Annotated in this window: 16 protein-coding genes; 9 read left to right on the top strand and 7 right to left on the bottom strand. The window is 69.3% G+C overall.

Annotated features, from left to right (window positions below; all coding sequences use genetic code 11):
• Positions 1-466 precede the first annotated feature (466 nt).
• Positions 467-1,450 (top strand): alpha/beta hydrolase, encoded by a 984-nt coding sequence (locus tag AB0J09_RS09040; protein WP_360687505.1) that lies wholly within the window; start codon positions 467-469, stop codon positions 1,448-1,450.
• Positions 1,451-1,545: 95 nt separating this feature from the next.
• Here the strand turns inward: AB0J09_RS09040 and AB0J09_RS09035 are convergent, their stop codons facing one another.
• The 3 genes from AB0J09_RS09035 to AB0J09_RS09025 all read right to left on the bottom strand — a co-directional run bounded on the left by AB0J09_RS09035 (position 1,546) and on the right by AB0J09_RS09025 (position 2,703).
• Complete coding sequence (locus AB0J09_RS09035; RefSeq protein ID WP_360687501.1) at positions 1,546-1,842, bottom strand: hypothetical protein; 297 nt, start codon at positions 1,840-1,842, stop codon at positions 1,546-1,548.
• Between the two features lie 71 nt (positions 1,843-1,913).
• A complete protein-coding gene (locus tag AB0J09_RS09030) occupies positions 1,914-2,291 on the bottom strand; it encodes a VOC family protein (RefSeq protein WP_360687499.1) in 378 nt (125 codons plus the stop codon).
• A gap of 187 nt (positions 2,292-2,478) precedes the next feature.
• Positions 2,479-2,703, bottom strand: coding sequence for a hypothetical protein (locus AB0J09_RS09025; protein WP_360687496.1), 225 nt, complete (start codon positions 2,701-2,703; stop codon positions 2,479-2,481).
• 270 nt (positions 2,704-2,973) lie between these two features.
• On the opposite strand from AB0J09_RS09025, the gene AB0J09_RS09020 reads away from it, so the two are divergent.
• From AB0J09_RS09020 to AB0J09_RS08995, 6 genes are all read left to right on the top strand, one after another.
• A complete protein-coding gene (locus AB0J09_RS09020) occupies positions 2,974-3,486 on the top strand; it encodes a PadR family transcriptional regulator (RefSeq protein WP_360687508.1) in 513 nt (170 codons plus the stop codon).
• Positions 3,483-4,223, top strand: a complete 741-nt coding sequence (locus AB0J09_RS09015; protein ID WP_360687493.1) for an ABC transporter ATP-binding protein — start codon at positions 3,483-3,485, stop codon at positions 4,221-4,223. Before AB0J09_RS09020 ends, AB0J09_RS09015 begins: the two co-directional genes overlap by 4 nt.
• 5 nt (positions 4,224-4,228) lie before the next feature.
• Positions 4,229-6,019 carry an FtsX-like permease family protein gene (locus AB0J09_RS09010; protein ID WP_360687490.1) on the top strand — a complete coding sequence of 597 codons (1,791 nt, stop codon included), beginning with the start codon at positions 4,229-4,231 and terminating at the stop codon, positions 6,017-6,019.
• A gap of 175 nt (positions 6,020-6,194) precedes the next feature.
• Positions 6,195-7,334 (top strand): hypothetical protein, encoded by a 1,140-nt coding sequence (locus tag AB0J09_RS09005; protein WP_360687487.1) that lies wholly within the window; start codon positions 6,195-6,197, stop codon positions 7,332-7,334.
• A gap of 214 nt (positions 7,335-7,548) precedes the next feature.
• The gene (locus AB0J09_RS09000) at positions 7,549-9,132 is read left to right on the top strand and encodes an alkaline phosphatase D family protein (RefSeq protein ID WP_360687484.1); all 1,584 of its coding nucleotides are present in this window, start codon (positions 7,549-7,551) and stop codon (positions 9,130-9,132) included.
• Positions 9,133-9,379: 247 nt separating this feature from the next.
• The gene (locus AB0J09_RS08995; RefSeq protein WP_360687481.1) at positions 9,380-11,680 is read left to right on the top strand and encodes an esterase-like activity of phytase family protein; all 2,301 of its coding nucleotides are present in this window, start codon (positions 9,380-9,382) and stop codon (positions 11,678-11,680) included.
• An 88-nt stretch (positions 11,681-11,768) separates the two neighbouring features.
• Here the strand turns inward: AB0J09_RS08995 and AB0J09_RS08990 are convergent, their stop codons facing one another.
• Both AB0J09_RS08990 and AB0J09_RS08985 read right to left on the bottom strand, forming a co-directional pair.
• Complete coding sequence (locus tag AB0J09_RS08990) at positions 11,769-12,671, bottom strand: class II glutamine amidotransferase (protein ID WP_360687478.1); 903 nt, start codon at positions 12,669-12,671, stop codon at positions 11,769-11,771.
• A 90-nt stretch (positions 12,672-12,761) separates the two neighbouring features.
• Complete coding sequence (locus AB0J09_RS08985) at positions 12,762-13,655, bottom strand: hypothetical protein (RefSeq protein ID WP_360687475.1); 894 nt, start codon at positions 13,653-13,655, stop codon at positions 12,762-12,764.
• Positions 13,656-13,861: 206 nt separating this feature from the next.
• On the opposite strand from AB0J09_RS08985, the gene AB0J09_RS08980 reads away from it, so the two are divergent.
• On the top strand, positions 13,862-14,278 hold the full coding sequence (locus AB0J09_RS08980; RefSeq protein WP_360687472.1) for a PPOX class F420-dependent oxidoreductase: 417 nt from the start codon (positions 13,862-13,864) through the stop codon (positions 14,276-14,278).
• A 152-nt stretch (positions 14,279-14,430) separates the two neighbouring features.
• Positions 14,431-15,483, top strand: coding sequence for a phosphate ABC transporter substrate-binding protein PstS (pstS, locus tag AB0J09_RS08975; RefSeq protein WP_360687469.1), 1,053 nt, complete (start codon positions 14,431-14,433; stop codon positions 15,481-15,483).
• A gap of 99 nt (positions 15,484-15,582) precedes the next feature.
• Here pstS and AB0J09_RS08970 read toward each other — a convergent pair whose 3' ends face one another.
• Both AB0J09_RS08970 and AB0J09_RS08965 read right to left on the bottom strand, forming a co-directional pair.
• Positions 15,583-16,668 (bottom strand): Gfo/Idh/MocA family oxidoreductase, encoded by a 1,086-nt coding sequence (locus AB0J09_RS08970; RefSeq protein WP_360687466.1) that lies wholly within the window; start codon positions 16,666-16,668, stop codon positions 15,583-15,585.
• Positions 16,669-16,937: 269 nt separating this feature from the next.
• On the bottom strand, positions 16,938-19,013 hold the full coding sequence (locus tag AB0J09_RS08965; RefSeq protein WP_360687463.1) for a beta-galactosidase: 2,076 nt from the start codon (positions 19,011-19,013) through the stop codon (positions 16,938-16,940).
• Positions 19,014-19,024: the final 11 nt, after the last annotated feature.

Here is a 19,024-nt window from a genome sequence, read left to right as displayed (position 1 = left end):
CGCGGCGCTCGGACCACCGCACCACGCGGGCGTACACGAAGATCGTGAGCACGGCCGTCGCGACGCCGAGGAGCAGGGTGAGAAGCGCGTTCCCCTGTACGGCACCCACGCCCATGCTGCCGACGAAAGCGACCACCGCGACAGGCACGAGCTGTTTCAACAACCGCATGACGACTCCTTTGTGAGGTTCCGCGGCCGGAGCGCCGCGGCTACGTCGAGAACGCTAGGGATTCGGCGGTCTGGAATCGTCCCCGCACGGCGGACATTCGCGGGTAGCTCGCACGGGGGACAGGCGCGCATGCGATTCGTCGTACGCCGCCGCCGCGGCGTACGCACCGGACGTCAGAGCGTGGCGATCGCGGCCCTGTCCGGCAGACCGCGTTTGTCCCCCGCGCGAGCTACCCGCGAATGTCCACCGTGCGGGGACGATTCCAGACCGCCCGATCCGTAGCGTTACGGCGCAGCCATGGCGCGCTGTCCGCTTTCCCGCTACACCGCCGTGCGCATCACCCCGGCGTCGACTCCCTCACTGGAGGACCTCATGCTCCGCAAGATCAAGACATCCGTTGCGGCCGCGCTGTGCTGCACCGCGCTCGGTGCGGGGGTCGCCGGCTGCGACGGCGACGCGATGGAGAACTGGGACCCCCTCGCCCCCGCCACACGGACAGCCGATGCCGCCCCGATCTCCGGGACCGAGAAGATCAAGGTCGCGGGCCGGTCGGTGAACGTGTCCTGTTCCGGCGACCCGGCGAAGGGCCAGCCGGTCATCATCCTGATGCACGGAGCAGGTGACGGGCTGGACAAGCTGGCCGCCCTCCAGAAGACGCTGAGCAAGCAGCACCGGGTCTGCTCCTACGACCGGCTCGGCGCGGGCGCCAGCGACCAGCCGGACGGCCCGCAGGACCTCTCCAGCACCGGCAAGATCCTCACCGGGGTGCTCGACCGGATCGCCGGTGACGGCCCGGTCGTCCTGGCCGGGCACTCGCTGGGCGGGCTCATCGCCGCCAGGTACGCCCCCGACCATCGGGACAGGGTCAAGGGTCTGGTCCTGATGGACGCCACACCCTCGACCATGGTCGCCGACATCTCCAGGACGATCCCCGCCTCCGCCAAGGGCCCGGCGGCCGAGGTGCGCGCCCAGAACCTCGCGATCTTCCAGGGGCAGAACCCGGAGAAGCTCGTCATCACCGACGGCAAGGTCCGTTCCGCCGGCAACATCCCGGTCGAGGTGATCCAGCACGGCAAGCAGTACCTCGCGGCCATCCCCACGTACGGGCCGCGCCTGGAGCAGGCGTGGTCCGCAGGCCAGCGCAAGTGGCTCGGCCTGTCCCGCCGCAGCAAGCTGAGCACCGCCAAGAACAGCGGGCACTACATCTACCTCGACCAGCCCGAGATCGCCGTCCAGGCCATTCAGCGCGTCGCCTCGCAGGGCCGCACGCCGAGCGAATGAGGAGTAACCGGCCGATCGCACCGTGTCGTCACGCGGTGATCAAGGCGTTGGCCGCGGTTGGCGTAGCCGGGAGAGACGCGGCTGGGTCCACTTCTTCACTGTTCGTCGAAGAAGTCGCGTAGAGCCTGGGCGACGACGACGGGGTCTCCGTCGTTCTCCGGCCCCGAGTGCCCGAGACCCGTGAGGGTCATCCTCCGCGCGTGGGGGAGAACGGCCGCGAGTTTGTCCAGCGCGACGGAAAAGTACGCCGGGCTCTTCGACCCGCCGAGCAGCAGTACCCGCGCCCGCAGCTCCGTGTAGTCCTGCGCGGTGTCGGCCAGCTCCCGTATGATCTGCATGTCGCTGAACGCGTCACGCAACGTGCTGGCGGATCCGATCGCGGTCAGGCGCACTCCACAGAGGCCGCAATCGAACTCGGTGTCGAAGCCGGTGTGACAGGCTGGGAACTGACTGGGCGCGCCGGCTACGGCGTATACAGGCAGAACGGGTGACCGTCCGGGTCGAGGTAGACGCGGACGTCGTCTTGGGGCTGGTAGTCCGCGAGGGTCGCCCCGGTGGCGATCGCGTGCTCACCGGCGGTCTTGAGGTCGTCCACCTCGATGTCGAGATGCATCATCATCGGTGGTTCGCTGGGACCGGCCGGCCACACCGGCCTGACGTAGGCCCCCTCGGTTTGGAACGACAGCCCGGCCCCGCCGTGCGGCGGGCAGATCTCCACCCAGTCCGGCTCCTCCTGCCGCACCTCCCACCCGAGCAACCGCTGATAGAAGCCCGCTAATTGCGCGGCGTCGGCTGAGTCGAGCACAGTAGCTGTCAGCGTCATCCGTGGCCGGCCAGACACTTCGCCTCCTCGATAAGTGCGTTGGGACCGCTCGAACTGGACCCGTCTACCCGTTCTGCTCGATCCACGACCGTTGTAACCAGCGCGCTGATGACTCAGGGAACACCGGAAAGACCCAGGTCGGCCGCGTGATCGAGTCTTACGGCCGCGAGATTCTTCCTTACGTGCGCCTCGTCGGCGTCACCGCTTATGTGGCGGTGGGCGGTTCCTCGACGCCCTCGCCCGCACACCACCGGCGCAGCAGCACGTACACCCGGCGCCGCGAGATCCCCAGCTCGACGGCCGCCGCGTCCGCAGCCGCCAGCCGCACCCGAGCTTGGACGGCCAGCCGGCCGATTACCTCGGCCTGGCATGTCTCATCGGGGGCGGTCAGCACACCCCGCTCGATGATCTGTGCCCGTCCGCCGTCCATGCCAGGACCTCACCGCCGCGCACACGAGTACGGAACAAGACGCACCGTAGCGCAGGAGACGATCCGTGGGGCCCTTCCACGCGGGCTCACCGTCCTCGCCGGACAGGTCGACCGGTCCGTCCCGCTGCCTTTGCCTTTCCCTCCATGCATCAGCTACTGGCGGGCCAGTACAGGAGATCGCCAGGCGTAGCGTTTTGACACCCCGCATAGATAACCGCTAACTATTAGCTAGCCGTTAGGGGGTGTGGAGTGCAAGACGCAGTGCTGGCGATGCTCGCCAAAGAACCGTCGCACGGGTATCACTTGCGTGCTCGGCTGCAGCAGAGTCTCGGCCCGCTGGGCCAGTCGATGAACCCCGGTCAGATCTATGTGACGTTGGCCCGGTTGGAGAAGGCGGGGCTCGTTGTCTGCGAGCGGGCGGATGGCCTGCCTGAGCGGCCGGAGCGCAAGGTCTATGCGCTGACGCCGGCCGGGCAGCAGCGGGTGGCCGCCTGGCTGGCCGAGGTGGGCTGGCCGAAACCGGACCTGGCGGAGTTTCATCTCAAGCTCGTCGCTGCTGCCGCCGCCCGGCTGGCCGACCCGGTAGAGCTCGTGGCGGCGCAGCGCCGTGAGTTGCTGCGCCGCTTGCGTGAGGCGCAGCACGCGGCGCTGGCCGAGCCGGCGGGATCGGCCGCCGGCCTGCTGCTGGAAGGGGTCGTGCTGCGGCTGCAGGCGGGCCTGCGCTGGTTGGAGGCCTGCGAGCGAGCCTGGTCCAAGGTCGATGACAAAGCTGAGGATGCATGAACGAGTCGAGTGCTGTGGTTGGGGTCCGCGGCCTGGTGAAGGAGCATGGTCAGGGGCAGAGCCGCATCCGCGCGGTCGACGAGGTCGACCTGGAGGTGCCGCAGGGACAGATGCTGGCGGTGATGGGGCCCAGCGGCTGCGGCAAATCGACCCTGCTGCACCTGCTGGGTGGCCTGGAGCGGCCCACCGGCGGGGAGGTGTGGCTGGCCGGGCGGCGCGTCGACACCCTGAGCGAGCGGGCTCTGGCGCGGCTGCGGCGCCGGTCGGTGGGGTTTGTCTTCCAGGCCTTCCATCTGGTGGAGGAGCTGTCGGCAGCCGAGAACGTGGAGCTGCCCGTGCTGCTGGCCGGGCGCTCGCGGCGTGAGGCCAGGCGGCGCGCGAGCCTGCTGCTGGAACGGGTCGGGCTCGCCGGCCGTGCCCGGCATCTGCCGTCGCAGCTGTCCGGCGGGCAGCGTCAGCGGGTCGCGATCGCCCGCGCGCTGGTCAACGAGCCGCTGGTCGTCCTGGCCGACGAGCCGACCGGCAACCTGGATACCGCGGCGACCCTCGATGTGCTGAGGATCTTCGAGGAGTTGCGTTCGGCGGGGCAGACCCTCGTGATCGTCACGCACGATGAGCGGGTGGCGGCCAGCGCGGACCGGCTGGTCTCGATGCGCGACGGGATGTTCGTCGACGACATGCGGCTGGCCGGCACCGGCACTGGGCGGCTCGGCGGGCTGATCGGGCTGGAGGGCTGAACGTCATGGGCTCCATCGTGCTCGTCGTCCGTCTGGTGCTGGCTGACGTGCGCCGGCACCAGGTCCAGGCCGCGATGCTCCTGCTCGCGGTGACCGTGGCCACCGCCACAATGGCACTGGGCCTGTCCCTGCGCGGCGTGAGCGAGGCGCTGTATGAGCAGACCCGCGCGGCCACCGCCGGGCCGGACGTGGTGGCACTCTCCGGCGACCCGGGCCCCGCCGTGACCTCGGCCCTGGCCTCGCTGGCGAACGCTCCCGAAGTAATCGCCCACCATGGCCCCTATCGCATCGTCTACGCCGACCTCACCACGCGCGATTCCACCTCGTCCCCAGTGGTGGTGCACGGCTTCGCCGAGACGCCCGGGACGCTCAACCGGCCGCTGGTGACCTCGGGCGGTTGGGTACGCCCGGGCGGCACGGTCCTCGAACGCGGCTTCGCCACCGCGCTGGGCATCGGCGTCGGAGACCACGTCACCATCGCCGGCCGGTCGTACCCCGTCGTCGGGATCGCCGTCACCGCGGCCACCTCCATCTACCCCTGGGCGGCGCAGATCGGCCCGGGCGGCGGCCCCAGCGACTACACCGGCCTGGCCTGGATGACCCGATCAGATGCCCGGACACTGGCATCGTCCCGAGATCTCCCGGTGACCATGGCCCTGGACCTCAAGCTGCGCGACCCCGCCGCGACCGAGGCCTTCATCGAAGGCCATGACATCTCCACCACCAGGGTGAACTTCCACTCCTGGCAGTTCGCGGCCGAGCAGGACATGGTCATCCTCAAGAACAGCCAGCCGATCCTGGTCGTCGGCAGCTGGCTGCTCAGCTTTCTGGCCATCACCGGTGTGGCCGCGCTGGCAGCGGGACGCGCCGCCGAGCAGACGCGCCGGGCCGGGCTGCTCAAGGCCGTCGGCGCCACCCCCGGCCTGATCGCCGCCGTCCTGCTCACCGAATACCTGGCCCTGGCGCTGGTCGCCGACGTACTGGGGCTGGTGATCGCCCGCCTGACCGTGCCCACCATCGCCAGCCCCACCGCCAGCCGGATCGGCGACGCCGCCGGGCTGACCGGCGCCACCATTGCCACGGCGACCGTCCTGGCCGTGGCGGTGGCGGTGCTGTCCACGCTGCGTCCCACGCTACGGGCCATGCGCACCGCAACCGTCACCGCGCTGGCCGCCACCGCGCACCAGCCCCGCCACCGCCCCTGGCTCACCGCGCTGTCCGCGCTGCTGCCCACGCCGCTGCTGCTCGGGCTGCGGCTGACCGCCCGCCGGCCGGGCCGCGCCGTGCTGCAGGCGTGCTCCACCGCCACCACAGTGATCGCGATCGTCGCCCTGCTGACCCTCTACGCCCAGCCGGAGAGGGGCTACGGCCTGGATGGCTCCTCCACCCTGCCCAACCTGCGGGGCGAGCACGACCGCCAGCTGATGCTCGCCGTCACCATCCTGCTGATCGCACTCGCCACCGTGAACACCATCACGCTCACCTGGACCACAGCCATAGAGGCCCGGGCGAATATGGCTATCGCACGTACACTCGGCGCCACCCCCGGACAGATCACCGCGGGACTGTCCACCGCCCAGCTCCTGCCAAGCCTGCCCGGCGCCGTCATCGGCGTCCCTCTGGGCGTCGGCCTGCTCTCGCTCTTCGCCGCCAGGAATTCGGCGGAGCCCCCCTCCTCCTGGCTGCTCGGCGCCGCCCTCGCGACCCTCCTGGCGACAGCGGCACTCACCGCCCTGCCCGCACGCTTTGCGGCCCGCCGGCCCGTGGCACAGACCCTCAGCGCCGAAACAGCCTGATCGGCCCAGCTCAGCAGGCATCGGCAGCAGCTGCGCTCAGCGGACCGAGGCCGGCACAACGACCCGCGACACCCGCTGTATCGAGTTGACGACGTCAGTGCCGGACCCGCAGAGACCTCATCCGCTTCACCAGCGTCTGAATGAATCGATTTGATCGACGGAAAGGAATCATGAAGTGGCATCTGACGCCGCCGGCATTCGGCGACTCATGGTGGACACGGGGGAACCCCGCGGATGGGTGTCCCCCAGGACAGACCTGGTGATGGCGCTGCTCGGAATCTGGTTCGGAGTCGGACTAATGATCGACGCCTGGGCGCACAGCAACCTGGCGGAGCTGGAGACGTTCTTCACTCCATGGCACGCGGTGTTCTATTCCGGCTTCGCAGTGGTCTCCGGCTGGATCATCTGGCAGGTTTGGCGCAACGTGCGCGCCGGACGACAGGGGCTGGCGGCCGTTCCCACCGGTTACCTCGCCGGGCTGGTAGCGATTCCCGCGTTCGCCGCCTTCGGACTCGCCGACATGATGTGGCACACCATTCTCGGCATCGAGACGACCATTGACATCTTTTTCAGCCCGTCACACCTCGGCCTCGTCGTGACGATGATGCTCATCATCACGACACCGCTGCGCTCGGCGTGGAACGCCCCCGATGTCGGCGCCCGGCCGTCGCTCGGCCGCCTGCTGCCTGCGCTGCTCGGGCTCGCGTTCGCCGCCACGCTGGTGTCACTGTTCCTGTCGTACGGCGACGCCATGCAGTACCGCCCCGGGGGCATCGTCCAGGCGTTCTCCATGCTGCAGGACTCGGCTGCCGCGCCGCGGGGCGCCGGTCCCGTACCGGTGGGCCCGGGCGCCGAACGCGTAGCCGTCGCGATGGTCGTCACCAACGTCATCATGCTCAGCCCTGTGCTGCTCCTGGCGCGCCGCTGGCTGTTGCCGTTCGGCTCGGTGACCGTCATGTACACGATCATGGTGCTCATGCCGGGTGCCCAGACGGGGTTCCGCAACGTGCCGATCCTGTTGTCGTTCGTGGCCGCCGGGATCGTGAGCGACCTGCTGATCCGCTGGCTGCGACCGTCAGGTGAGCGGCGCGCCGCCTACTGGGCCCTCGCCGGGCTGTCGGCCTTCGCCACCTGGTCGCTGTACATCGGGGTCGCCTCGGCCACAGGGGGCGGCCTGCCCACCGTGCCCGAGCTGTGGACCGGCGCGCCGGTCGTCGCCGGACTGATCGGGCTGGCGCTCGGGGCGCTGTTCCTGCCCAACGCGGTCACTGCCGAGCCGGTTCTGTCCAGCGCGGCCGGCGCCGAGCGGGCATGATCCGAGTTCTGTGCCGTGTCGCCGCCCTCGTACTGGTGCTGGCCGCCCCCGCCGCGGCGCACACCGTCACGGCGGGGGTAACGGTCGCCGCCATGGTCATCGTGTTCGAATCGCAAGTGCCGGCACCCGCGGCGTACTCGCTGATCGCTCCGGCTTCAGCACCCGGTTCCCGGCGATTTACCCGGTGTTGTCTGGATCGCACCAAGCTCTGCGCATGACCGCGCTCAACCGCCGCACGCTGCTCCGAGGCACGACCGCCATCGGAGTCGGGCTCGCCCTGGCCCCCGTACTCAGCTCTCCTGCCCTCGCCCGCCGCGGCCCCGGGCAGATACTGGCCAACCGACCCGTCCTCACCCACGGCATCCAGGCCGGCGACGCCGTCGACGGCTCGGTCTCCCTGTGGACCCGCGTCGACCGTCCTGCCCGTCTGCGTGCGGAGATCGCCACAGACCCCTCCTTCCGCCGGATCCTGCGTAGCGTCGCCGGGCCGACCGTCACCCCCGCCTCGGATCTGACCGGCCAGATCAACGTGCGCGGCCTGCCCACCGCCACCGACCTCTACTACCGGATCACCGCCATCGACCAGCACGACCACGACCGCAGCAGCGAGCCGCTCGTCGGCCGCTTCCGCGCGGGCCTGGGCCGGCACGACGGCAACCGCCCGATCCGCTTCATCTGGTCCGGCGACATCGCCGGCCAGGGCTGGGGCGTCAACCCCGACCTGGGCGGGTTCCGGATCGCCGACGCGATGCGCGCGGCGAACGCCGACTTCTTCCTCTCCTCCGGTGACAACGTGTACTCGGACGGGCCGGTTACCGAGACCGTGACCCTGCCCGACGGACGGATCTGGCGCAACCTGGTGATCGAGGAGAAGACCGCGGTCGCGCAGACGCTCGACCAGTACCGCGGCCAGTTCAAGTACAACCTGCTCGCCGACAACTGGCGCGCCTTCCTCGCCGAGACCGCGATCGTCGCCCAGTGGGACGACCACGAGGTGCTCAACAACTGGTACCCCGGAGAGGTCCTGGTCGGGCGCGCCGGGTTCCCCGACGGCACGCTCGTGGACCCGCTGGCGGTCCGTGCCCGCCAGGCGTTCCACGAGTACATCCCGGTCTCGCCGGTCTCGCCGGACAGGGTTGGCCGCGTCTACCGCAAGCTGTCCTACGGGCCGCTGATGGATCTGTTCATCCTCGACATGCGCACCTACAAGGACCCGAACACCACCGACCGCGAGACCGTCGCCGACGGCGGCCTGCTCGGCAAGGAGCAGACCGCGTGGCTGCTGCGCGAGCTCAAGGCGTCGAAGGCGACCTGGAAGGTGATCGCCAACGACCTGCCGATCGGCCTCGTCGTGCCCGACGGCAGCAACCAGGAGTCGTCGTCCAACGGCGACCCGGGTGCGCCGCTGGGCCGCGAGCTCGACATCGCCTATCTCCTCACGCAGATCAAGCGTCTCGGCATCCGCAACCACGTCTGGCTCACCGCCGATGTGCACTACACCGCCGCGCACCACTACCACCCCGACCGGGCGGCGTACCAGGACTTCGACCCGTTCTGGGAGTTCGTCTCCGGTCCGCTCAACGCAGGCGCTTTCGGTCCGAACGCGCTCGACGCGACCTTCGGCCCGGAGGCCGTCTTCCAGGCCGTGCCGCCGCGGGCATCCACTTCGCCGCTGGAGGGTTACCAGTTCTTCGGCCAGGTCGACATCGACCCGCGCACGAAGCAACTGACCGTCACCCTCAAAGACGTCGAGGGCGGGGCTCTCTTCACGCAGACGCTCGACCCGGAACGCCGCTGACACCGGGTCGCTCAGATCCTGCTGGACCGAAGTGCACGAGTCGCCCGTCCTCTGCTTGGACGGGCGCGTGAACCGGGCTCTCGCGAGCCACCGATCAGAAACTCGGTGAGATCACCTCAGCGTCTTGAGATCTTCGTCCCATCCGACCGCGGCTCGAAGGTCTTCGGCTGCTGTTCACCTGGATGCCGAGTGGCGATTGTCCGCATATGTGAGGATTCGTCTCCTGTTGGAGTGTAACGGGGAGACGATGCTGTCCAAGAGAACTTACGCCGTGCTGACGACCGTGGCTGTCGCTGCCAGCACGCTGGTCGGTGCGAGCCCGGCGAGTGCCGACCAGCCGCACGAGCCGCCGGCCTTCCAGCGCACGGCCACGTATCCGGTCTTCCAGAACCGGCCGGCCGGTGAGGACCCGGCCTCGGCGACCGTCGCCGAGATCTCGGCGGTCAGCGAGGACGGCCGGACCCTGATCTACACCGACGCGCTGGCCCGGCGGATCGGCTTCCTCGACATCAGCAGGCCCGGCAGCCCGCACGGGCTCGGCACGCTGTCGCTGGCGGCGCTCGGCGACGCCGAGGACGAGCCGACCTCGGTGGCCGTCCTCGGCCAGTACGTCCTGGTCGTGGTGAACACCAGCGCCGGCTACTCCACCCCGTCGGGGCGGCTCGACGTCATATCGCTGCGCGACCGCAAGCGGGTCACCAGCTTCGACCTCGGCGGCCAGCCGGACTCCATCACGATCTCCAAGGACAAGCGGTACGCCGCCATCGCGATCGAGAACGAGCGCGACGAGGAAGCGACCCCGCCCGGGGGCGAGGAGGGCGACCTGCCCCAGGCCCCGGCCGGTTTCGTGCAGATCGTCGATCTCAAGGGCGCCTCGCCACAGCAGTGGCGCACCCGGGCCGTGCCGCTGACCCGGCCCGACGGCACCGCGCTGCCCGTGCTGGCCGATGCCGGAATCGTCGAGCCCACCGACCCGGAGCCGGAGTACGTCTCCGTCAACAGCCGCAACCAGCTGGCCGTGACGCTGCAGGAGAACAACGGCATCGTCCTGGTGGACCTAGCGACGGGCCAGATCACCAAGGCCTTCAGCGCCGGCACGGCCACGGTGCACGGCATCGACACCGTCAAGGACGGCGTGATCGACCAGACGGGCTCGATCACCGACGTACGGCGCGAGCCCGACGCCATCAACTGGATCGACGACCGCTACCTCGCCACCGCCAACGAGGGCGACTGGAAGGGCGGCAGCCGGGGCTGGTCCGTCTTCGACAGCCGTACCGGCAAGGTCGCCTGGGACGCGGGCAACAGCTTCGAGCGGATCGCCGTCCGCTACGGCCTGCACAACGAGGACCGCGCGGGGAAGAAGGGCACCGAGCCGGAGGGCGTGGTCGTCGCCACCTTCCATGGTGTGCGGTACGCCTTCGTCGGCTCCGAACGGAGCAACTTCGTCGCCGTCTACGACCTGAGCCGGCCGACCGCCCCGGTCTTCCGCCAGGTGCTGGCCACCACCAACGGTCCTGAGGGACTGCTGCCGATCCCGTCGCGCGACCTGCTCGCGGTCTCCAGCGAGGAGGACGACGCCTCGGTCAACGTGCGGGCCTCGGTGAGCCTGTTCCAGTTGGGTGAGGGCACCCCCGCGTTCCCGAGCATCGTGTCGGCCCCGGACTCCTCCGGCGCGCCGATCGGCTGGGGCGCGCTCGGCGCGCTGTCCGCCGTCCCCGGCATGCCGCACGAGCTGTACACCGTCACCGACGCGGCGTACTCCGTCACCAAGATCATGACCATCGACACGTCGCGCCGGCCGGCGGTCATCACCCAGGCGCTCACCGTCAAGGACGCCGACGGCAAGCCGGTCGGCTACGACGCCGAAGGCATCTTCGCCCGGCCCCAGGGCGGCTTCTGGCTCGCCGTCGAGGGTGCCACCGGCGACGGCAACAAGCTGGTCCGGCTCGACCACGACGGCGTGACCCGGCAAGTCGTCCCGCTCCCGGCGGACGTCGCCACGGGCCTGGCCAAGCAGGGCTTCGAAGGCGTCACCGCCACCACCGACGGCAACGGTAGCGAGGTCGTCTGGGCCACCCTGCAGCGCGAGGTCAAGGGCGACCCGGCCGGGATCGTCCGGCTCGGCCGCTACGACGTGCAGGCCGGCACCTGGAGCTGGTACGGCTACCAGATCGGCACCACCGACACCTCCGGCGACTGGATCGGCCTGTCCGAGATCACCGCGGTCGGCGACAAGCTCGCCCTCATCGAGCGGGACAAGCTGAACGGCCCTGCCGCCACGATCAAGCGCGTGTACACGGTCGAGATGCCGAAGTCGGCCGCCCCGTCCGGCCCGCTGCAGGTCCTGCCCAAGCAGCTCGCCCACGACGTGCTCCCCGACCTGCGCGCGACGAACGGCTGGACCCAGGAGAAGCTCGAAGGGCTGACCGTGGGCGGCGACGGCCAGGTCTACGCCATGACCGACAACGACGGCCTGGCCGACGCGACCGGTGAGACGGTCTTCCTCCGTCTCGGCTCCAGCAAGAAGATCTTCGGCCACCGCTGAACCATCGCGGCACTCGCCCGGGCAGCTGAATCCCGAACGGCCGCCGGCACATCGCCGGCGGCCTGTGGGTGATATCGGCGTGAGCTCATCAAGTCGCGCGCCGACTCGTAGCTCGACCGATTTCGTCGGTTTCTGTTTGCGAGGCGGCGGCCTTGGGATGCAGGTCGGTAAGGCTCAGCCGATACGTCGGCTGTTCGTGCAAGACGACCCGGTGGGTCCTGCGGTCTGGCCCGACGTAAAGGAGTTCGCCGGGCTCCATGATGCGCCAGTAGGGGTTGTCGTCCATACGTTCGCTGGCGACCACGAGTGCGGGGGCACCGGACAGGTCCCGGGAACGAATGCGCATGTGGCCGCCAGTGCCCGTGTGGTCGAGGTGCCGGTCACCGTGGTGGCCGCCGGCGGAACGCGGGAGGACATACAACTTGTGCGTGTCGGGGTAACGCAGTGCCCACAGCTCCCCCGGGGCGGTGAGGACCAGATTGAGGGAGTAAACGGGTAGATTCCGGGCGATCCACCGGGCGGCGCGCTGGACGCCGGCGGTGACGTCCCCGCCCAGCGCCCTGGTTTCGCGGGTGATCAGGGCGAAGAACCGCTCGGAATCGGTGTCTCCCTTGACCAGTGCCCGATCCTCTCCCAGCTCCGCGTCGAGTTCGTCCAGGCCCTCGATCACCCCGTTGTGGGCGAAAAGCCGCCCGTCCTGCAGGAAGGGATGGGTGTTGCGATCTTCCAGACCGCCGATGGACGCAAAACGGATGTGGGCAATGAAGGTGGTGGATTCCGCCTCCTTGGCCTCTTCGGCGAAGCACCGGTCTTCGTAGGCGGCGATGGGCGCCTTGTGGACCTCCGGGGTGCCATCGGCATCGAAATACCCCAATCCGGTCCCGTCTGGCTCACGTTGGCTCTGCTCCCTCAGACTGTCCGGGGCCTCCAGCAGCCAGAAAGTGGCATGCGTGCGCTGAGGGGCGCTGCTCAGGCCGAACAAACGACACACCTCGCCGCCTCCTCCATCTGCCGCACCGCTGAGGTACGGCAGATCTGCCCAGAAACCGTTGCCGTACTCCCCTGTCCCAGCCCGGGCCGCCTAGGAGAACCAGTTGGCGCCGAGCTCCTGGATGGTGGTGCTGCCCTTGGGCACCAGCAGCGCTTCGCTCAGCACATTGTTGACACTCTTGGGGTCATTGAGCAGGGCGAACAGGAAGAACGAGCCCCCGTCGGCCGTGCGGAAGCCGAAGACCGAACCGGTGCCGGCGAACCCGACGTACGCCCCCTTGTTGACCGCGGGGAACGCCTTGCGGCTGTAGCTGTTCTTGGCCAGGCGGTAGCCGGAGTCGCCCTCCTTCTTCCTCTCGCCGTTCCAGAAGTTCCGGTACTCCTTGGTCACGGCGCGCGCCATGGAGTTGTCCATGTCGGTGACGTAGCCGTCGGCGTCGAGCAGCGGCTTGGGCATCCGCTGGCCCCAGTGGATCGGGGTCGCGACGGCCAGCCTGAAGGACTGCCCGGGGGAGCGGAAGAACGCGAGCACGTGCGGGCGGACATGGCCCTTGGTGTCCTTGTAGGTCGCCTGCGCGATGAACCAGTCCCCGACCGACGGCTGCCGCTCAGGCCGGGGCAGGAGGACCGTCGGGAGGCCGGCCGGGTTGATCGGCTTGTGCTCCGTCTTCCACCCGAAGTCCTCATGGTTGCGTTCGAGCACACCCTCGTGCAGCGCCCCCTCGACGAACAGCGCGTCGAGCCGGGCGTTCGACCGCCACCACTTGCGCCTCTTGAGCGTCGCGTTGTACTTGCTCACCCACTCCTGCATGGCCTGCCTGGCCTGGGGGATGGTCAGCGCCGCCCTGGTGGCTGAGGGAGTGGGGGCGGTGCTCGCGGGAGGCGTGGCCTGTGAGGTCACCGGGGTCGGCGTGGGCGCATCGGCGGGCCTGGCGACCAGCCTGGGGACCACACCGCAGCCGGACAGGCTCAAGACAAGAGCCACGATCAGCAGCCTTCCGCGCACGGCATTGACCCCCAAGACCGAGCATAGACATGACCAAAATAGACCATATCGGACGCCCGAACCCGGCTGTGCAAGGAGTGCCGCCCCACATCCAGCAGGGCGTCGATGATCTCCAGCCACCGCTCCACGGAGAGCCGCTACTGAAGACAATCTGGAATGTAGCGTAGCGTAGCGTTATGGAACGAATGAGTGATGCCGAATGGCGTCAGTTCGTCATGACCGGGACGCGCACCGGAAAGCTGGCGGTGGCTCCGGCTGACGGCGTGCCGCACGTCACGCCGGTCTGGTTCCTGCTCGACGAAGACGAAGTGGTGTTCACCACCTCCGAGACCGGCCTCAAGGGCAAGGCCCTGAGCCGTGACCCCCGGGCCGCATTGTGCGTGGACGACCAGGTCCCTCCGTACTCCTACGTACTGATCAAGGGCAATGTCACCCTCTCGCTCGACCTGGAGGAAATGCTGGTGTGGGCCATCGAGATCGCCCGGCGATACATGGGAGACGAGCGAGCCGAGGAGTACGGCATGCGCAACGCCGCCCCCGGGGAGTACCTGGTACGGCTGCGGGCCGACAGGGTGATCGCCCAGCGAGCCGTCGCCGGCTGAACGACAGGCCTCCTCGAGGACCAACCGTCAATCAGCGACCAAGGCACTCGCGGGCCCAGCTTGCGGTTCGATGACCGATTATGCCCGGGAGCTTGACGGGCGATAAACGTGCTCAATATATCCAGTTCATATAATTAAAAAATGTGGTCTGCTTGAAATGGATCGTGGGCTCAGGTCTGGTCGCCGCCCTCATCCTGGCCGCCGGCCTGAGTGGGACCGCGTTGTTGCCCAGGGAGGACGCACCCAAGAGCTTCCCGGTCGCCGCGTCGGTCTCCGGATCGGGCTCGACCGCACAGAAAGGCGCGATGGACGCCTGGCGTGCAGAGTTCCACCGCATCCACCCCGAACTGCGGGTGAACTACCGGCCCAACGGATCGGGAGCCGGCATCCACGACTTCATCACCGGTACCACCGCGTTCGCCGGCGCCGACATCGCCATGGGACCCTCCGAACAAGCCCTGGCCGACCGGCGCTGCGGGAGCAGAGCCGTACACCTGCCCATGGTGATCGGCCCCATCGCCCTCGCCTATAACCTGCCGACCATACCGGACCTCAAACTCTCCCCCACCGCCCTGACCGGCATCTTCACCGGCCAGATCACCACCTGGGACGCCCCCCAGATCGCCGCGGACAACCCGCGAACGGCCCTGCCACACGCCCCCATCCAGCTCTTCCACCGCTCCGACGATTCGGGCACCACCCACAACTTCACCACCTACCTCCAAGCCGCCGGCGGATGGCCACACTCGCCCTCACGCACCTGGACCGGCGCCGGCCAAGGTGTCGCCGGCTCCATCGGCGTCACCCAAGCAATCGCGCAAACCGAGGGCTCTCTCGGATATGTCGAATACGGCTTCGCCAGCAATGTCCGGCTGCAAACCGCCCAGATCCGCAACGCCTCCGGCGAATACGTCGCCCTCTCCCCCCAAAGCGCCACCAAAGCCCTGCAAGACGCCCGCATCATCGGCAAGAACGGCGACCTGGTCGTGGCCTTCGACTACCGAACCAAAGGCAAAGGCGCCTATCCCATCGTCCTGATCACCTACGAGATCACCTGCTCGACCTCCTCCGACCCCCTGGTACGCACCTTCCTGCACTACACCGCCAGCGACTCCGGCCAGTCCTACCTCTCCCTGTACGGCTACGCTCCGCTCCCACGCAACCTGCTCGTCAAGGTCCGCAACCGGCTCGACGCCATGAGCTGATCCTGTACCGCTGACCTGCGGTTATGCGGCGTGGCGGCATTCGTTGTCCATGCCTGTGGCGGCGGATTTCGGCTGAGGATCGCAGGTCGTCGAGTTCGCCTAGCGTGCCCAGGCCTCCTGCGCCGTCGTGACGCCCGCGCCCGTACGCAGCGACTCGCCGATCGCCAAGCTGATCAGGTGATCCTGGCACCCCTCGGCCAGCGGGTACGGCTCGGGGGCCTCGCCCCGGCACCAGTCCGCCATGTGGCACAGCAGCGAGACGACGGCCAGGTCGTCCTCGGAGAAGCGCGCTCCCTGATACTCGTTGCGGTAGATCACGCGTCCGTCGAAGCTGATGTGGTCCAGGTCGAACCCCTCCAGGTTCAGGTCGATGCCCGTCTGCCGCCGTATGAGGTGCGACTCCACCGGAGTCCTGGGGTCGGCCAGGCGCACGACGCGGTCGTCCACCAACTCCCCCAGCGACCCCCGGATGACGATCCGGCGGGTTCGGAGCGGGTTCCACCACTGGTTGTCGGTGAAGTCGTACAGGCCCATCCCGCTGGAGAACTCCACAGTGGCGATCGTCGTGGCGACGTCCTTGGGCGTGGCCTCACCCACCCAGCCGTCCTTCGACAGCGGGTCCACGAGCGGGGCGGTGAACGAGCGGGCGTGCACGGTCGCGTCCTCGTACCCGGCCCCGAGCATGTGCCGGATCATCGACACCGCGTGGTAGAGGTGCGTCGAAGAGATCTGCACGGACGTCACCTGCCCGATGACCCCCTCGCGCACCAACGCCAGCCGCGCCACGTGCCCCGGCATGTGCAAGTACTGCTCCGCCACCTGCACCAGACCGCTGGACCCCACGGCCGACCACAGGTCACGCAGCCCGTCCAGGTCGGCCGCGGGCGGCGTCTCCGCCAGCACGGGGACGCCGAACCCGACCAGCTCTTTGGTCACCTCCGGGGTGACCGGCCACGGCACCGAAGGGATGACGAACTCCGGGCGCTCCGCGGCCAGCATGTCCTCAACGGTGCGGAACGTCGGCACCCCCCACCGGGCCTCCACCTCGGCCCCGCGCTCCGCCGTCCGGGTGACCACGCCCGACACCGACAACCGCTCGGGAAGCCGCCTGGCCAGCCGCAGGAAGAACTCCGAACGCCATCCGCTCCCGACCACGCCGAAGCGACCCGCAGGCCGAGCAGTCATGATGTCTCCCCGAGGTTCAAGGTGGCCCGCGCGGGCCGGGTGTGCCGGATATCGATCATCATGATTCACCTTTCGTCATCTCGTCGAGACTTTCGGCGAGGCGCTGACGGGCCGACGACGGCGAAGCCTGTGCGGCCTTGCCGTAGTGCTACGGCTTGTTGTGGGGCGCTCGGTAGGGCGATTCCGTACCGCCGGGCGGGACCGGGTTCGTGCCGCGTACCGGCTACGGCTGCCGGGGATGTCCGCTGGACATCGCGGTTCCTTCGCTGCTACGTCTCCAGCAGGACGCGTACGTCCCATGGGCCGAGCCGCAGTTCCGCGCCCGCCTCGTGGGCTGTGTCGCGCAGGATGTCGCGCACGGCGACCGGGACCGCCACAGCCGTCTCCTGCCAGGACCAGTTGTGCAGGAAGCGCAGCCGCCGCCCGTCCTTGGCGGTGGCGCCGGTGGAGGTGACGCCGACCGGCGCCGATCCCCAGGGGCCCGCGTCCTGGGCCAGCCAGCGGAACAGGGCCGTGCCTAGCGGTGCGTTCGGGACGGTGCCGACGTAGGTGATGCGGCCCCTGCCATGCGTGCGGGTGGTGACGGCGGCGAACTGGCCGAAGTGCGGATGCTGGTAGCCGGCCAGCACCTGCGCCCCGTCGGCGTGCAGGCCGTCGGCCCAGCGGGTGCCGGCCGCAGTGTCGGACAGGTCCAGGGGCGAGCCATCCGCCGCCCGTACGGGCAGGTCGGTGTCGAGGTTGCTGAACTCGTCGTACCAGGCTCCGGCGGCGTCGGCGAGCCGGGCGGGCTGCATGTCGCGGCGGGCCCGGGCCTCATGGTCGGCATACGCGGTGCGCGGGCCCAACACGAGGTGGCCGCCGGCCTCGGCGTAGGCGGTCAGCCAGTCGAGGGTGGCGTCGTCGGCCACGTACAGCCCGGCGGCCACCAGCACCGGCCGGCGCCTCGCGATCTCGGCTGGGTTCTCGGCCGTGGCCTGAGCGGCGTGCAGCACCCGCGTCTGTAGCCCGGCCTCGAACGCGCCCCGGTAGAAGGCGTCGAAGATGGCTTCGTAGGAGCGTCGGTCCGGGTCACCGTCGGGGAGCGCCAGCGCCGGCTGGGCAGCCATGGCCCATTTGCTGGGGTGGGAGTAGAGCATGGCGACGTCGGCGTCCGGGGTCAGGCCGGCTACCACGTCGCCTGCCTTCTCCAGTTCGGCGCCGATGCGGGCGATCTCCCGGTAGGTACGCCCGGGTCTGCCGCTGTGCGGCAGCACCCCGCCCCAGTACGTCTCGGTGCCGAACACGAGCGTCCGCCACTGCCAGTACTCGATCATGGAGGCGCCCCGGGAGACGAGCGCCCAGGCGGCCTGCCGCCACTGCCCGTCGTAGGCGGGATGGTTGACCCACGACGGCCCGATGGCCTGGGCGTTGGTCTCGGTGACGAGGAACGGTTCCTGCCGGGAGGAGTACATGCGGTCGGCCACCCGGTAGAACGCCCACGTGTCCTGGGTCTTCCAGTGCTGGCCGTTGGTCGGGCCGGCCGGCAGGGTGAGCCCGTCCTGCATCGTGTAGTACGGGTTGCCCGCGGTGACGTCCAGCCGCCGGGTCAGGTCGTCGTCGGCCACGCCGGGCCGGTCGTAGGCGATGCAGGTGGTGACGAACTGCTCGGGCCGCGCGTACTCGCGCACGATGTCGGCCTCCCAGGCGATGAACTCGGTGACCTGGTCGGCCTGGAAGCGTCGCCAGGCCTGCTCGTACTGGGGCTGGGCGTTGCCGTCCGGGGTCCACAGGTCGGCCCAGTCCGACAGCCGGTGCGACCAGTAGACCAGTCCCCACTCTCGGTTCAGCGTCTCCACATCGCCGTACTTCGAGCGCAGCCAATCGACGAAGCGCTGAAAGACGCCGTGGTTGTGCAGGAGGTGCAGCCCCGGCTCGTTGTCCACCTGGAAGCCGATGACCGACGGGTGATCGGCGTAGCGGTCGACGACCTTGCGGATGATCCGTTCGGCGTGGAAGCGGAACGCCGGATGGGTGAAGTCCATCTCCTGGCGGGCGCCCCACGGGATGCGCTGGCCGGTGGCCCGCTCGCCGGCGATCTCGGGGTAGAGCCGGGCCAGCCACGGCGGCACCGCGTACGTCGGGGTGCCCAAGATGACCCCGATGCCCCGCTCGTGGGCCGCGTCCAGCGTCGGCTGCAACCAGTCCAGGTCAAAGCGGCCGTTGTCCGGCTCCCAGGTGGACCAGACCGACTCGCCCACCCGGATGACCGAGAAGCGTGCCTCGGCCATCAGGTCCAAGTCGGTCTTCAGCAGCTCGGCGGGGTGATACTCGGGGTAGTAGGCGGCGCCGAAGAGCACTCGCGACACAAAAGATCCTT

The organism is Nonomuraea sp. NPDC049784 (assembly GCF_040659615.1).
Taxonomy (GTDB): domain Bacteria; phylum Actinomycetota; class Actinomycetes; order Streptosporangiales; family Streptosporangiaceae; genus Nonomuraea.
Note: the sequence above shows the minus strand (reverse complement) of the source record. Positions and strands in the feature narration are given on the sequence as shown.

Coding starts and splice junctions, on each gene's coding strand:
- AB0J09_RS08970 (WP_360687466.1), bottom strand. CDS start 16,668: ATGACTGCTCGGCCTGCGGGTCGCTTCGGCGTGGTCGGGAGCGGATGG.
- AB0J09_RS09010 (WP_360687490.1), top strand. CDS start 4,229: ATGGGCTCCATCGTGCTCGTCGTCCGTCTGGTGCTGGCTGACGTGCGC.
- AB0J09_RS09015 (WP_360687493.1), top strand. CDS start 3,483: ATGAACGAGTCGAGTGCTGTGGTTGGGGTCCGCGGCCTGGTGAAGGAG.
- AB0J09_RS08995 (WP_360687481.1), top strand. CDS start 9,380: ATGCTGTCCAAGAGAACTTACGCCGTGCTGACGACCGTGGCTGTCGCT.
- AB0J09_RS09040 (WP_360687505.1), top strand. CDS start 467: ATGGCGCGCTGTCCGCTTTCCCGCTACACCGCCGTGCGCATCACCCCG.
- AB0J09_RS09020 (WP_360687508.1), top strand. CDS start 2,974: ATGCTCGCCAAAGAACCGTCGCACGGGTATCACTTGCGTGCTCGGCTG.
- AB0J09_RS09000 (WP_360687484.1), top strand. CDS start 7,549: ATGACCGCGCTCAACCGCCGCACGCTGCTCCGAGGCACGACCGCCATC.
- AB0J09_RS08980 (WP_360687472.1), top strand. CDS start 13,862: ATGAGTGATGCCGAATGGCGTCAGTTCGTCATGACCGGGACGCGCACC.
- AB0J09_RS09025 (WP_360687496.1), bottom strand. CDS start 2,703: ATGGACGGCGGACGGGCACAGATCATCGAGCGGGGTGTGCTGACCGCC.